The organism is Actinoplanes missouriensis 431, assembly GCF_000284295.1.
Lineage (GTDB): Bacteria > Actinomycetota > Actinomycetes > Mycobacteriales > Micromonosporaceae > Actinoplanes > Actinoplanes missouriensis.
In genome coordinates, this window is the sequence record NC_017093.1 from 549,744 (window position 1) to 564,851 (window position 15,108).

Genomic DNA, 15,108 nt, shown 5'->3' on the forward strand with positions numbered 1-15,108 from the left:
TCCGCAATGGACATTCGTGCCGAACAAAAACGAACAATAAGGCATCGGTTGAATGCCTTTTCGTTACCTGAAAGAGAATTGATCGTCATTCGGCTTACCTACGCTGCGGCGGATCTACTCCTATCGGAGGACCTATCTCGATGCGTCCATATATACGCAGCGTGGGTGCCACCGCCGTGGTCACCGCGCTCGGCCTCTCGCTGGCCGGCCCTGCCGTAGCGGCCACTGACACGCCGTTCATCAGCGAAATCCACTACGACAACACCGGCACCGACAGCGGCGAGGCTGTCGAGATCGAGGCCCCGGCCGGGTTCGACCTGACCGGCTGGCGGGTCGTCCTCTACAACGGCAACGGTGGCGCCGCGTACAACACGGCCACCCTCAGCGGCGTCGTCCCGGCGTCCGGTGTGGTCGTTCAGACGTACCCGACCGACGGTGTCCAGAACGGTGCGCCCGACGGCGTCGCCCTGGTCAAGCCGGACGGCACCATCGCCGAGTTCCTCACCTACGAGGGCACCTTCACGGTGGGTGGCGTCGCCGGCACCGACATCGGGGTCGCCGAGACCACCACCACGCCGGTCGGCTACTCACTGCAGAAGATCGACGGCGCCTGGCAGGCGCCGGCCGCCAGCAGCTTCGGCACGCTGAACAAGGCAGTCGTCGAGGAGCCGGAAGAGCCGGAGGAGCCCGGCGCCGGCTGCACCACCCCGGTCACCAACTCGATCGCCGAGGTGCAGGGCACCGGGACGGCGACCGGCCTGGCCGGCAAGACCGTCACGGTCGAGGGCGTCGTGACCGCTGACCACCGCACCGGTGGCTACAACGCGATCGCGATCCAGACCGCCGGCTCCGGCGGGGACCGCCAGGTCGCCGCGGGCGCCGCCTCGGACGGCATCCAGGTCTACCTGACCTCGAACACCGCGAACCACCCGTCGGTCGCGATCGGCGACCTGGTCCGGGTCGCCGGCGCGGTGAGCGAGTACAACGGACTCACCCAGATCTCCATCGGCGCCAAGGCCGACGTGCAGGTCTGCGCCACCGGCGCGACCGTGCCCACCCCGGTCGCGCTGACCCTGCCGCTCGCCGAGGACGCCCGCGAGTCGGTCGAGTCGATGCTCGTCGCCCCGCTCGGCGCGTACACCGTGTCGGACGTCTACAACACCAACCGGTACGGCGAGATCATCCTCGCCGCCGGTGACGACCCGGCCCGGATCCCGACCGACGTGGCCCGCCCCGGCTCCGAGGCCGCCGCGAAGGTGAAGGCGGACAACAGGGCCGGCCGGATCCTGCTCGACGACGCCAAGACCACCAACCTGGCCACGGCCGGGCTCGCGCCGCCGTACTTCTCGAAGGACGAGCCGCTGCGCGTCGGCGACACCGTCGAGCAGTTCGGCCCGAGCGTCCTGAGCTACGGGTTCAGCGAGTGGCGCCTGCAGCCGACCACCCCGGTCGACGCGAGCACCCCGGCCGCGACCCGCACCACGTTCAAGCACACCAACCCGCGTACGGCCGGTCCGGCTGCCGTGGGCGGCGACGTCAAGGTCGCCAGCTTCAACGTGCTGAACTACTTCGTCCACTTCGGTGGCGAGGCGCGCGGCGCTACCGACGCGGCCGCCCTGGAGAAGCAGGAAACGAAGATCGTATCGGCGATCACCGCCCTGGACGCCGACGTGATCGCCCTCATGGAGATCGAGAACTCGGTCCGCTTCGAGGAGACCGACACCCAGCTGGCGCTGAAGACGCTGGTGGGCGCGCTCAACGCGAAGGAGGGCGCGGGCACCTGGGACTACGTCCGCTCGCCGGCCGAGCTGCCGAGCGCGGCCGAGCAGGACTACATCACCAGCGCGATCATCTACAAGCCGTCGGTGGCCACGCCCAAGGGCGCGTCCAAGTCGGTCAACGACGAGACGGTCTGGGGCAACGCCCGCGAGCCGATCGCGCAGACCTTCACCGCGGGCGCCATCGACTTCACCGTGGTGGCGAACCACTTCAAGTCGAAGAGCACCTCGGTGACGCCGACCGGTGACAACGTGGACACCGGTGACGGGCAGGGCGCGTACAACGGTGACCGGGTCCGGCAGGCGCAGGCGCTCGCCACCTTCGTCGCGGGTCTCGGCACCGACAAGGTGATCCTGCTGGGCGACTTCAACTCGTACGGCCAGGAGGACCCGCTGCAGGTCCTCTACGACAAGGGCTACACCGACGCGCACGCCTCCTTCGCGCCCGACAAGTCCTCGTACGTCTACGGCGGCGAGTCCGGTTCGCTGGACCACGCGCTGGTGACCCCGGAGTTCTCGAAGCGGATCACCGGCGTCGACATCTGGAACATCAACTCGGTCGAGTCGTTCGCCTTCGAGTACGACGGCAACGCGCAGTTCTACTCCCCGGACCCGTACCGCTCCAGCGACCACGACCCGGTCGTCGTCGGCCTGGACACCGGCGCGGCCGGCCCGGTGGACCTGCAGCTGCTCAGCATCAACGACTTCCACGGCCGGCTCGAGTCGCCGACCACCGGCAACGGTGGCGCGGCCCAGCTCGTCGGCGCGGTCGACCAGCTGCGCGCGGCCAACCCGAACACCGCGTGGATCTCGGCCGGTGACAACATCGGCGCCTCCACGTTCATCTCCGCGATCGACAACGACAACCCGACGATCGACGTGCTGAACGAGGGCGGCCTGGCCGTCTCCGCGGTCGGCAACCACGAGTTCGACAAGGGCCTGTCGGACCTGCTCGGGCGGGTCGAGGACCGGGCCGAGTTCCCGTACCTCGCGGCGAACGTCTACAAGGACGGCAAGCGGATCCTGCCCGGTTACTCGGTGCAGACCCTGGGCGGCGTGAAGGTCGGTTACATCGGCGTCGTCACCGAGCAGACCAAGTCCCTGGTCAGCCCGGACGGCATCAAGGACGTGGAGTTCCGCGACCCGATCGCCGAGACCAACACGCTCGCGGCGCAGCTCTCCGACGGCAACGAGGCCAACGGTGAGGCCGACGTGCTGGTGCTGCTCGCCCACGAGGGCGCGGCCGAGACCAACATCGACTCCGCCGCGGCGCTGCAGAACGACGAGGTCTTCGGCGACTTCACCCGGGTGAGCGCCGAGATCGACGCGATCTTCAGCGGCCACACCCACCAGCCGTACGCGTTCCAGGTCCCGGTCCCCGGCACCGACAAGACCCGTCCGGTCATCCAGGCCGAGGACTACGGTCTGAAGCTGGGCAAGGCGGTGCTCACCTACGACCCGGCCACCAAGTCGGTCACCGGTTCCACCGCCGAGCTGCTGAACGTCACCGGCTTCCCGTCGAACACCGCGGTCGCCGACATCGTGACCAAGGCGAAGGCCACCGCGACCGAGCTCGGCAAGGCGGAGCTCGGCAAGATCACTGGTGACATCAAGCGGGCCTACACGGCCGCCGGCACCGAGGACCGCGGTTCCGAGTCGGTGCTCGGCAACTTCATCGCCGACGTCCAGCTCGACCAGACCGCCGACGCGGGTCGCGGTGGCGCGCAGATCGCCTTCATGAACCCGGGTGGCCTCCGTGCCGACCTGCTCTACGGCACCGACGGCGGCGTGGTCACCTACTCGGAGGCCTTCGCGGTCCAGCCGTTCTCGAACGACGTGGTGACCCAGACGCTCACCGGCGCCGACATCAAGAAGGTGCTGGAGGAGCAGTGGCAGCCGGCCGGGGCGTCCCGCCCGGTGCTGCACCTGGGCTCGTCGAAGGGGCTCACCTACTCCTACGACGACAGCAAGCCGCGGTACTCGAAGATCATCGCGTCCTCGCTGAAGCTGAACGGCGTCGTGATCGACCCGAACGCGACCTACCGGGTCACGTCGAACTCGTTCCTCGCGGCCGGCGGTGACAACTTCACCACCCTCGGCACAGGCAAGAACAAGGTGACGACCGGCGACAACGACCTCACCATGCTGGTCAACTACTTCGCCGAGAACACCCCGATCACCGCCGACACCACGCCGCGCAGCACCAAGGGCGTGGCCGACGAGACCGCCCCGACCGGCACCTACAGCCTGAACGCCGCGGCGCTCTGGCCCGGCCAGTCGGTCACCCTGACCCAGGTCGCGCTCAGCGACGACGTCAGTGCGGCGGAGAAGGTCACCCGGGTCGTGAACTGGGGCGACGGCAGCGCGGCGGAGACGCTCCCGGCCGGCGCGACCACGGCGGCCCACAAGTACGCCAAGGCCGGCAGCTACACCGTGTCGGTCACGCTCACCGACGAGGTCGGCAACTCCGGACCGGCGACGTTCAGCGGCTCGGCCACGGTGGTGGTCGCGGCGCAGGCCGGTCGGTACAGCCTCAACCCGAAGCTGATCTGGGAGACCGAGTCGACCGACCTCGCCTTCACCGGCGTGACCGGCGCGACCGAGCTCACCGTCAACTGGGGCGACGGCACCTCCACCAAGGCGTCGGCGAGCGGCACGCGCGTGTCGCACGCGTACACGAAGCCTGGTTTCTTCCAGGTCAAGGTGACGCCCTCGAACGCGGCGGGCGCGGGCAAGACCGTCACGGTCGGTGTGGTGACCGTTCTCGCGGACTGCTTCGGTCCCGAGGTCCGGCTCGCCGAGCCGCGTAACGACGACCGGGCATCGTCCTGGACGTCGGTCGGCGGCACCGCCTACGACCTCGGCGCGGGTGTGGCCGAGGTGACCGTGAAGCTGGTGCAGGAGCGGTCCGGCAAGTGGTACTACTTCACCGGCACGGGCTGGGTGAAGGCGAGCTCCGAGCGGGACGCCACCACCAAGGCCACCGCGATCAGCACGGTCCCGAACGCCAAGGGCGCGTGGAGCGTGGCGGTCACCGGTGTCGAGAAGGGCACCCTGAAGATCACGTACGGGGCTGAGGACAAGGCTGGGAACAGCTCGAAGTCCAAGACCTACGTCACGCGGATCGTCAAGTAACGAGCGCTGAAGAAGGCCCCCATCGGTGTCCACCGGTGGGGGCCTTTCTCGTGCGCTAGATCCGGCGGGTGTTACGCCAGCGGAAGCCCGCCGCGATCGCCGTGACGATCGACCACGCCGCCACCAGCAGCCCGGCGATCAGCCAGCCGACAAGCACGCACACCAGCGAGGCGACGGCCAGGACGGCGGCGAGGACGAAGAGGGGCAGCGGAGGGCGCCCGGTCGCGGAGACGCTGAAGTTGCCGCCGCCCATGCGGGCGCAGAACTCCGGATCGTCACGCTGGAGCTGGCGCTCCAGCTGCGCCAGCCGCCGGTTGTCCTCTTTACTGAGCATGCCGTCACCTTCCGGTTCGCCGCGCCGGGAGAGTTGTCGATCGAGATATAGCGATCCCGATCACAGTCATTGTTACCTCTGCATTGCCTTTGTGATACGGGTCGGTGTGCCGATTTTTCCGCCCGGCGTGGATCATCGCCCGGCATCCGAGCCCAAGTTCACCGGAAAGATCAGACATGTACGGAACGGCGGCATCTGTTCCTCTGGGGATGCCGCCTACCTGGACAGACTCGTGGCCGAAACTGATCAGGCTGGTGCTCGCCCGCACCCGCGCGGCTCGCCCCGCGCGGCTCGCCCCCCGCGCGGCGCACCCCCGCGCGGCTCGCGGCCCCCGCCCGCCCGCGCGCCCGCTCGGCCCCGGCCCGGTGATCAAGGCACCTTTCACCTGCGCCAGCTACGGCTCGGCGGCTCTGCTGCGGCTGAATCCTCAAGCGGCACTCGGCAAGCGCGAAACGTCCCCGCAGAACGGCGAAGTCGGGTGGGCGCCATTTGCCAAGATCGCGCTGGCGGGGAGGGCGGTCGCTGGTGTAGAGACGGAGCGGCCCGCGCCACTGACGCGGGCCGCTTGCTGGTGCGGGTGACCGATGCTGCCGGTCAGGCGGTGGTGGTTCCGGTTGCCGAGCCGGCACCGGCCGCTGTGGGGGAGGTCAGGTCGTAGACGGTGGTGTTGCCAACCGTCTTCGCGGTGAAGTTGGCGGTCACCCACTCGCTGATCTGCGAGCTGTAGCTGCTGCCGCCGTTACCGCCGCCCCGGCTGAAACCGCCGCCGCCGATGAAGTAGTGGATCTTCCCCTCGGAGACGTACTGCTGGAACTGCTCCAGCGTGGGCGAGGGGTCGGTGCCGTTGAAACCGCCGACCGCCATCACGGGCTTCTCGGTCGCCAATTGGTAACCGGACGCGCTCTGCGAGCCGATCGCCGCGGCCACCCAGGTGTACTCGTCGGCGTTCTCCTCGAGCAGCGCCTTCATCTCGTCGCTGACCTCGGCGGCGTTGAGGAGGCCGCCCATGCCGCCACCCCCGCGCATGCCGCCGCCGGTCCGCCCGCCATCGCCCTGGGTCCCGCCGCCCTGGGTCCCGCCGTTCTGGCCGCCCGGGAAACCGCCGCCGGGCAAACCACCGCCGCCCGGCAAACCACCCCCGCCGGGCAAACCGCCCTGGCCGCCGCCACCCGGGAATCCGCCCTGCCCACCACCGAGGAATCCGCCGCCACCACGGTTAAACCCGCCGCGACCACCACCCCCAGGCCCACCGGCCCCGCCACTGACCGACGGCCCGGCGGACGGGATCGACCCGGTGTGCGGCTCCGACGCGGTCTGCACCGCATAGGCCGCCGGCCCGGCCAGCCCCGCGACAGCCGCCACCGTGGCGGCCACCAGCGCCAGCCGCTGCGCCAACCGGAACGTCGCCACCACCGCGACCGCCGCGACCAGCCCCACGATCAGGACCGGCAGCCGCAGCCACGGCAGGAAGTCCGCGCTGCGCCCCAGCAGGGTGTACGACCACCAGGCCGTCACCGCGACGGCCACCCCGAGCGTGAGCGCCGCGACGATGTTGCCCCGCCGATGGAAGAGCAGCGTGGCGCCCATCGCGACCACCGCGCCGACCGCCGGCGCCAGCGCGACCGTGTAGTACGCGTGGAAGATGCCCTGCATGAGGCTGAACACCAGCCCGGTGGTGACCAGCCAGCCGCCCCAGACGATCAGCCCGGCGCGCTGCAGGTCGGTGCGGGCGCGACGCGCCGTGATCACCAGGCCGGCGAGCAGGACGATCAGCGCGGCGGGCAGCAGCCAGGAGATCTGGCCGCCCTGTGCGCTGTCGAAGAGCCGGCCGAGCCCGCTGGAACCCCACATGCCGCCGCCGTTGCCCCCGCCGCCACCTCCCCCGCCGCCGACGCTGCCGGTCTCGTCGCCGTTGAGCCGGCCGAGGCCGTTGTAGCCGAGGGTGAGTTCGAGGATGCTGTTGTTCTGCGAGCCGCCGATATAGGGCCGCATCGACGCCGGGACGAGTTCGACGACGGCGATGTACCAGCCGGCCGACACGACCAGGGCGACAAGCGCGAGCACCAGTTGCACGAGGCGCTTGCCGAGCTTCGGCGGACCGGCGATCAGGTACGCGAGACCGAACGCCGGCACCACGAGCAGCGCCTGGAGCATCTTGGCGAGGAAGCCGAAGCCGACGAAGACGCCGGTCAGCACAATCCACTTGGTGGAGCTGGTCTCCACGGCCCGCAGGGTCGCGTACGCCCCGGCGACCATCAGCAGGACGAGCAGCGCGTCCGGGTTGTTGAACCGGAACATCAGCACGGCGACCGGGGTGAGTGCCGAGATCGCTCCGGCGAGCAGCCCGGCGGCCGGCCCGTACGCCCGGCGCACCGTGGCGTAGAGCAGTCCGGTGGTGGCGACGCCGAGCAGCGCCTGCGGGACGAGGATGCTCCACGAACTGAGCCCGAAGACCCGTACCGAAATGGCCATGATCCACAAAGCGGCCGGCGTCTTGTCGACCGTGATCGCGTTGGCCGCGTCGGACGAGCCGTAGAAGAACGCCTTCCAGCTTTCCGATCCGGCCTGGACCGCGGCGGAGTAGAAGGCGTTGCCCCAGCCGGACGCGCCGAGGCCCCAGATGTAGAGGACCGCGGTCAGCAGCAGGAGGGCGATCAGCGAGGGGCGGATCCAGGCGGCGTCGTTGCGGCCCAGCAGGAGACGACTAGCACCGGTGCGATCACGTGGTGGAGCCGGCTCCGCGAGAACGGGAGCCGGCTCCTCAACAGCAGGCGGCGGCAACGTCGAGGTCATCGAGGTACTCCCCGGGGAGAGCTGGCGGATTCGTACCCGATGAACGATTGACGGATGTGCTGTCGCGCCCTTGTGTCTTTGCTGTGCGAAGCCTGAGAGTCCTAAAGCGAGTGGCGGCGCTTCGCGGATGCGGCGGCGAGCCGTTCCAGCACCGCCACGGTGGCGTCCCAGCCCATGCACGCGTCGGTGACCGACTGCCCGTACGTGAGGTCGCCACCCAGGTCCTGGCGTCCCGGCTCGATGAAGCTCTCCAGCATCACACCGCTGATCGCGGTCTGACCGGCCTCCATCTGCGCGGCGATGTCCTCGGCCACGATCGGCTGGCGCATGTGGTCCTTGTTGCTGTTGCCGTGCGAGCAGTCGATCACGAGGCGCTCGGGCAGACCGGCCTTGCGCAGCAGCTCGACCGAGGCCGCGACGTCCGCCGCGCTGTAGTTCGGCTTGCCACCGCCGCCGCGCAGCACCAGGTGGCAGTCCGGGTTGCCGGTGGTGTGCAGGATCGCCGGGGTGCCGGAGTAGTCGATGCCGGGGAAGACGTGCTGCGCCGCAGCGGCCTGGATCGCGTCGACGGCCGTGGAGACGCTGCCGTCGGGGCGGTTCTTCATGCCGATCGGCATGGACAGCCCGGAGGAGAGCTGGCGGTGGACCTGCGACTCGACGGTACGCGCGCCGATCGCGCCCCAGGCCACGGTGTCCGCGATGTACTGCGGGGTGATCGGGTCGAGGAACTCCACGGCGACCGGCAGGCCCCGGCCGACGACCTCGAGCAGCAGCTTGCGGGCGACCCGGAGGCCGGTGCCGACGTCACCGCTGCCGTCCAGCGCCGGGTCCATGATCAGACCCTTCCAGCCGACCGTGGAGCGCGGCTTCTCGAAGTACACCCGCATCACGATCAGCAGGTCCTCGCTGAGCCGCTCGGCCTCCGTGCGCAGCAGGTCGGCGTACTCGCCGGCGGCGATCGGGTCGTGCACCGAGCACGGGCCGACCACGACCAGCAGCCGCTGATCTCGGCCGTTCAGCACGTCCTCGACCTGTTTGCGGCCCTCCAGCACGGTGTCGTGCAGCGCAGGAGTGAGCGGCAGCTCGTGGTGCAGCAGCGCCGGGCTCATCAGCGGTACGACCTTCTCGATGCGCTGGTCGCGGACTCGCTGCACCTCAGGGGCGGTCATGGCTTCTCTCTTTCCTCGGCCGGCATCGCCCGAGGCGAGAGCCGGCTTGCTCGACGCAAACAAAAAGGCAGCGACGTCGTGTCGCTGCCTCAGCCGGCTCTGGCGGGTGTCTCAGGTCATGCGGTCATGGCCGAGGCACCGGCTTGAGCCGGCCTCGTAAACCAATAAAACGACCACGTCCGAGACACGCCGCCAGCATAGCCGCCTCACCGCGACGGATGCAGCTCCTGCGGCGTTTGTTCAGCTGTTGGGACGACGGGTGGTGGGCCGAGCGGCAGCATCACGGTGAAGACGGTCTGCCCGGGCCGGCTCTGCACGCCGACCTTGCCGTGGTGCGAGGTGACCACCGCGTGCACGATCGACAGGCCCAGACCGGTGCTGCCGGCGGCGCGCGAGCGGGAGCTGTCGCCACGGGCGAAGCGCTCGAAGATCCGCGGCACGAGCTCCGGCTTGATGCCCGGACCGTTGTCGATCACCTGGAGCACGGCGGCGTCCGGCACCGCACCCACCTTGACCGTCACGGTCGTACCCTCCGGTGTGTGTGTCCGCGCGTTGGCGAGAAGGTTCGCCAGCACCTGGTGCAGGCGTGCCCCGTCGCCGATCACCGTGACCGGCTCGTCCGGCAGGTCGAGCTGCCAGTAATGGCGTGGCCCGGCGGCGTGCGCGTCACTCGTCGCGTCGACGGCCAGCATGGTCAGGTCGACCGGGTCCTGGGCGAGCGGCCGGCCGGCGTCCAGCCGGGCGAGCAGCAGCAGGTCCTCGACGAGCGCGGTCATCCGCTTCGCCTCGGATTCGACCCGGGTCAGCACGTGCGCGATCTCGTCCGGGATGACTTGGCGGCTGCGGCGGCTGAGCTCGGCGTACCCCCGGATCGCGGCGAGCGGGGTGCGCAGCTCATGGCTGGCGTCGGCGACGAACTGCCGCACCTGCATCTCGCTGGCGTGCCGTGCCTCCAGGGCGTTGCCGACGTGGTCGAGCATCCGGTTCAGCGCCGCGCCGACCTGCCCCACTTCGGTGCGGGGGTCGGTGTCCTGCTCGGGCACTCGCTGCGCGAGTTGCACCTCGCCGCGGTCCAGCCTGAGCTCGGAGACACGGGTCGCGGTCGCTGCCACACGATCAAGAGGCTTGAGGGTACGGCGGACGATGAGCGCCCCACCCCATCCGGCGATCAGCAGCGACCCGAGCACGACGCATCCGGTGAAGGCGGCGACCGTGATGAGCGTCGAGTTGACCTGCTCCAGCGAGAGGCCCACGTAGAAGACAGCGCCGTTGTTCTTGGTGACTTTGGTGAACCGGTACTGCGGCAGGTCGCCACCGAGTGTCACGTCGACCTTGGTGCCGTCGGCCGGCACCTCGTCCTGGATGGTCGTCTTCTGCTCATCCGTGAGATCGCCGACCTCGACGCTCCCCTCTAGGAACCGCAGCGGGCCGCCGATCAGCGAGCCGTCGTCAGCCTGCTCGAGCACGATGGCGTTGCCCGGGATGCCGCCGAGATTACGGCCGCCTTCCGGGTTGGTCGGCGACGGCAGGTCGGGGGGCGGGTTGCTCTGATTGCGGTTCGACTGGAAGGTGGCGCGCTTGGCGACGTCACCCAGCTCGTTGTCGATCTGGGTGTGCAGGGAGCGGTAGAGGTAGATCTCGGCGGTGCCGCCGACGACCAGGCCCAGGACCGCGAGCAGCCCGATCATGATGGCGACCAGCCGGGTGCGTAGCGACCAGCCCGCCGGACTGCGCCAGCGGGCGGGACGAGGCCGGGCGTCGGCGCTCATGTCAGTCGGCCGGCTTGAGCACGTAACCGGCGCCGCGCATGGTGTGGATCATCGGCGCGCGGCCGGCGTCGATCTTCTTCCGCAGGTACGAGATGTAGAGCTCCACGACGTTGGCCTGGCCGCCGAAGTCGTAGTTCCACACCCGGTCCAGGATCTGCGGCTTGCTCAGCACCCGGCGCGGGTTGCGCATCAGGTAGCGCAGCAGCTCGAACTCGGTCGCGGTCAGGGTGATCAGGTCACCGCCGCGGCGGACCTCGTGCGAGTCCTCGTCCAGCGTGAGGTCGCCGACGACCAGCTGCGACTCGGTACGCATCGGCGCGTGCCCCATCCGGCGCATCAGACCGCGCAGCCGGGCCACCACCTCCTCCAGGCTGAACGGCTTGGTGACGTAGTCGTCGCCGCCGGCGGTCAGACCGGTGATCCGGTCCTCCACCGAGTCCTTGGCGGTCAGGAACAGCACCGGGACCTCGGGGGTCTCGCCACGCAGCCGGCGGAGCACCTCCAGGCCGTCGATGTCCGGAAGCATCATGTCGAGGATGACGGCGTCGGGCCGGAAGTCCCGGGCGGTGCGCACGGCGGTCATGCCGTCACCGGCGCTCTTGACCTCCCAGCCCTCGTAACGCAGCGCCATCGAGAGCAGCTCGGCGAGAGTCGGCTCGTCGTCGACCACGAGGACGCGGACCGGGGTCCCGTCGGGCCGCCGGAGTTCGGTGCTGGAGTCTGCGTTCGCCATCGTCATGCCCCTACTGTGCTGGGCGACGCTCTGCGCCGGCTTTTCGTTTCCTGTGTTGTAGCTGTGCGGTGCGGACACAGTTCGGTCACGCATAAGGCACAGCGTCCCTACACCGGATGTCGTCACAGTGTTCGGCACGGCGGCGCATGGCGATGAGGGATGGGAGGTTGCACGACGGTGGTTTCTGAAACCGATGATCGCCAGCGAGCGGCATCACGGTTACCGTCGGGGGAGGAACACTCGCTGTTGGCCCGTTGTTGTGTGAGCGTTGGCTGATTTTCCGGCCACGCGAGCGGTGGGGAGCGTGACGTGGATCTTCTCGAGGAGTACCGCAGGGCGACCTTCTTCTTCGAGTCCGGCGATCCGCTCGGCGCCTCGAAGCTGCTCGAGCCGATAGTCGAGGCCGAGCCGCACAACACCGCGGTCCGCCAGCTGCTGGCCCGGGCCTACTTCAACTCGGCCCAGCTGAACGGCGCGGAGACGCAGCTGCGGGCGCTGATCGACCACGATCCGTCCGACCACTACGCGCATCACGTGCTGGGCCGGACCCTGGAGCGGGCCGGTCGGTTCCGGGAGGCGCTGCCGCACCTGCGTCTGGCCGCGGCCATGAAGACGCAGCCCGACTATCAGGACGCGCTGCGCCGGGTCGAGACCTGGCTCGGTAAGAACGACGCCGCGTAGGGTTTCCGATCGTGAAGCTGAAACTGGACCTGCACGACATCTTCAACAAGGGGCACGAGATCGACCGTGCCCTGCGGGGAATCATCGACGAGGCGATCCAGAAGAAGGCCTCCTCGGTCGAGATCATTCCGGGCAAGGGAAGCGGAGCACTGAAGAAGAAGGTGCTCCGCTTCCTGGACCAGAAGGAGATCAAGCAGCTCTACCACCGGGTGGAGAAGGACGGCGACAACTGGGGACGGCTCTTCGTGCATTTCCGGCACGACGCCCCGACGGGACGCAGGGGACGCGGCCGCTAGAACGTGTAGGACTTCGCGACAGCGACCATTTCGCTGCTGTGCGAGCCGAGGACGCCCACCCCGGACGGCCGTGGCCGGAAACCGGGGATCGTCGTCACGTCGTCGGTCGCGTCCATGGCCCGGAACTTCACCGGGCCGGCGCCGCGCACTGTCAGCGTGACTTCCACGCCCTCGGCCGGCGGCGCGTGGAAGACGAAACCGAAGCCCCAGCCGTCGCCTGCCGAGCCGGTCACCTCGACCGGGCGGCCGGCGACGGTGGCTCGGGTGACCACGGTGTCCGAGCCGGCGTGCAAGGTCACGAACCGGGCCGGCCGCTGCGGCTTCAGCAGCAGGCGCAGTGTCCGCTCGCCGCTCGCCGCGGAATCCCCGATCATGGTCAACTGCGGGGCGGCGAGATCTGACCAGGCCGGCGCGGGTCCCTGGCGCAGTTCCTCGTCGCCGAACGCGGGCAGCAGGCCGGTGACCGTGCCGGGCGGCTCGGTGAGGTACTGCGCGGTCCAGTCCTGCGGATCGGTCTCGTGGCTGAGCCAGCGGGCCTGCTGGGTGTCCGCGTCCAGGGCGTACATCAGGTGGGTGAGCGACGGGTGCTCGTCGTCGAAGCGGTCCACGGCCAGGCCGGTGCCGGTGCCGGCCAGTACGGCGACCAGGGCGACCGCGGAGGGGACCGCGCCGAGCCTGCGGTCCCGCCAGGCGGCCATGCCGCGGGCGCCGCTCGACGCCGGGTGGATCAGGTCGGCGACCGGGAGCAGGGCGAGCCCGAGCAGCACGGTCAGGAACGCGCCGACCCCGGCCATCGGCATGCCGAGCGCCGGGAAGAGCATCAGTACGGTGGGCAGCAGGATCACCACGGCCACCACGCCGCCGGCAGCGATCGCGACGACACCCGCCACCTCACCGGCGGTCAGCGCGATCAGGGCGGCGAAGGCGCCGGCCAGGGCCGGCAGCGTGGCCAGGTACGCGCCACCGGGCGTCACCGCCGCGAGCACCGCGCCCAGCACGGCCAGCCAGCCGAACCCGGCCACCGCGAGCGCGGCCGGCCCGACCTTGCGGCGCAGCAGCACGTACCAGGTGAGGATGGTGAACGCGGCGAGGGCGATCACCGCGAGGCGGTACCAGAGTGGACGGTACGGGTCGATCGGCAGCCCGCCGTACTCCGGGCGGATCACGGTGAGCAGCGCCCACAGCCCCTGGGCCAGCGCCGGCGCCACCACGATCGGGATCAGCGTGAGCGTGCCGGCCGCGACCATCCGCTTGCCGGTCGCCCGGCCCTGCCGCCGGACCAGCCAGGCCAGGGCGGCCACCGCGACGAGCGCGAGCGCCGCGAGCGGCCAGACCAGCGATCCCGGGTACCGGACCAGCAGGCCGGGCACCGGGAAGTAGGTGGCGTCGCCGCCCTCGCCGATCCCGGAGAGATCCCGGCCGCCGAGCTCACGGACCACGGCCAGGGTGTTCTCGCCGTGGTGCTGCAGGCTGGCGGTGTTCATCGACTCGGGCGTGTCCGTGGGGGCGTGGTAGACGGCCGCGCCGTCGATGTAGGCCGCGTTCATGCCGAGGAAGCCGGCGTCCAGGAACGGCGTGAAGTCGGTGTCGTTGGGCAGCAGCCGGTAGATCTCCACCGCGAACGACGTGCCGACCGGCTGCGGGGCGGCCCCGTACGCGCTGACCAGCCGCCCGTTGCCGTCCGAGGTCTCGAACATGATCGCCGGGCCGTCGCTGCCGCGCGCCTCGAGGTTCAGCACCACGCCGCCGTCCTTCGCCAGCGGATGCTGGTCGACGAACGCCTTCGCCCCGCAGAGACACGCCTCCTCGGCGTCGGTGAGCAGCAACACCACGTCGTTGCGCAACCGGCCGCCGGCGCTGGTCAGCGCGCGAGCGGTCTCCAGGATCGTGGCTGTCCCGGCGGCGTCGTCGTTGCCGCCCGGTCCCACCTGCGCCGAGTCGTAGTGCGCCACCAGGATGATCCGGCCGGTGGAGGCGGCGCCCGGGATCAGCGTGACGACGTTGCGGACCCGGGCCAGCCCGGCGCCGCCGGCGCTCGCCGACAGGGTGCCGCCCTGGATCGTCACGGTGTCCTGCGACTCGGGGGAGAGGCCGAGCCCGCGCAGGGTATCGATCAGGTGGTCGTGGACTTTCTCGTTCGCCGGGCTGCCGGCCGGATGCGGCGCCGCGGCGATCTGCCGCACGTGCTCGAACGCGCGCTCCGCGCTGAAGTCACCGGCCGGTGCGGACGCCGGGCGGGCGGCCGGCGGGGTGATCGACCGGATCGCGAAGAACCCGGCCAGAGCCAGGACGGCCAGCACCGCCGCGGCGGCGATCGGCCGTCGCGCCGGGCGGATGAGAGCGAAGTCACGCATGGCTCACATCTAAGCGGCCGAGGTCACTGCCGGGTACCCCGAAGATCCATTGGCGCGTGCAATAGC

General features: G+C 70.1%; 9 protein-coding genes. 3 read left to right on the forward strand and 6 right to left on the reverse strand.

The window, feature by feature from the left end:
• The first annotated feature begins 161 nt into the window (after nt 1-161).
• Nucleotides 162-4,913, forward strand: coding sequence for an ExeM/NucH family extracellular endonuclease (locus AMIS_RS02585; RefSeq protein WP_231859218.1), 4,752 nt, complete (start codon nt 162-164; stop codon nt 4,911-4,913).
• Nucleotides 4,914-4,968: 55 nt separating this feature from the next.
• Here the strand turns inward: AMIS_RS02585 and AMIS_RS02590 are convergent, their stop codons facing one another.
• The 5 genes from AMIS_RS02590 to AMIS_RS02610 form a co-directional block, all read right to left on the reverse strand.
• Nucleotides 4,969-5,247 carry a DUF3040 domain-containing protein gene (locus AMIS_RS02590; protein WP_014440629.1) on the reverse strand — a complete coding sequence of 93 codons (279 nt, stop codon included), beginning with the start codon at nt 5,245-5,247 and terminating at the stop codon, nt 4,969-4,971.
• A gap of 594 nt (nt 5,248-5,841) precedes the next feature.
• Nucleotides 5,842-8,040 (reverse strand): ArnT family glycosyltransferase, encoded by a 2,199-nt coding sequence (locus AMIS_RS02595; RefSeq protein WP_014440630.1) that lies wholly within the window; start codon nt 8,038-8,040, stop codon nt 5,842-5,844.
• A gap of 101 nt (nt 8,041-8,141) precedes the next feature.
• Entirely contained in the window at nt 8,142-9,209 is a 1,068-nt protein-coding gene (locus AMIS_RS02600) for a 3-deoxy-7-phosphoheptulonate synthase (RefSeq protein ID WP_014440631.1), read from the reverse strand.
• Between the two features lie 206 nt (nt 9,210-9,415).
• Nucleotides 9,416-10,978, reverse strand: a complete 1,563-nt coding sequence (locus tag AMIS_RS02605) for a sensor histidine kinase (RefSeq protein WP_014440632.1) — start codon at nt 10,976-10,978, stop codon at nt 9,416-9,418.
• A gap of 1 nt (nt 10,979) precedes the next feature.
• Entirely contained in the window at nt 10,980-11,717 is a 738-nt protein-coding gene (locus tag AMIS_RS02610) for a response regulator transcription factor (protein ID WP_041829525.1), read from the reverse strand.
• 303 nt (nt 11,718-12,020) lie between these two features.
• Between AMIS_RS02610 and AMIS_RS02615 the strand changes: the two genes are divergently transcribed.
• Nucleotides 12,021-12,392 carry a tetratricopeptide repeat protein gene (locus AMIS_RS02615; RefSeq protein WP_014440634.1) on the forward strand — a complete coding sequence of 124 codons (372 nt, stop codon included), beginning with the start codon at nt 12,021-12,023 and terminating at the stop codon, nt 12,390-12,392.
• A gap of 11 nt (nt 12,393-12,403) precedes the next feature.
• Nucleotides 12,404-12,688, forward strand: coding sequence for a Smr/MutS family protein (locus AMIS_RS02620; RefSeq protein ID WP_014440635.1), 285 nt, complete (start codon nt 12,404-12,406; stop codon nt 12,686-12,688).
• Here the strand turns inward: AMIS_RS02620 and AMIS_RS02625 are convergent.
• Nucleotides 12,685-15,042 carry a M20/M25/M40 family metallo-hydrolase gene (locus AMIS_RS02625; protein WP_014440636.1) on the reverse strand — a complete coding sequence of 786 codons (2,358 nt, stop codon included), beginning with the start codon at nt 15,040-15,042 and terminating at the stop codon, nt 12,685-12,687. The genes AMIS_RS02620 and AMIS_RS02625 overlap by 4 nt on opposite strands.
• Nucleotides 15,043-15,108 lie beyond the last annotated feature (66 nt).

What these genes read in the sequence shown, in the direction of transcription:
- AMIS_RS02590 (WP_014440629.1), bottom strand. Translation starts at nt 5,247, where the DNA reads ATGCTCAGTAAAGAGGACAACCGGCGGCTGGCGCAGCTGGAGCGCCAG.
- AMIS_RS02595 (WP_014440630.1), bottom strand. Translation starts at nt 8,040, where the DNA reads ATGACCTCGACGTTGCCGCCGCCTGCTGTTGAGGAGCCGGCTCCCGTT.
- AMIS_RS02600 (WP_014440631.1), bottom strand. Translation starts at nt 9,209, where the DNA reads ATGACCGCCCCTGAGGTGCAGCGAGTCCGCGACCAGCGCATCGAGAAG.
- AMIS_RS02605 (WP_014440632.1), bottom strand. Translation starts at nt 10,978, where the DNA reads ATGAGCGCCGACGCCCGGCCTCGTCCCGCCCGCTGGCGCAGTCCGGCG.
- AMIS_RS02610 (WP_041829525.1), bottom strand. Translation starts at nt 11,717, where the DNA reads ATGACGATGGCGAACGCAGACTCCAGCACCGAACTCCGGCGGCCCGAC.
- AMIS_RS02625 (WP_014440636.1), bottom strand. Translation starts at nt 15,042, where the DNA reads ATGCGTGACTTCGCTCTCATCCGCCCGGCGCGACGGCCGATCGCCGCC.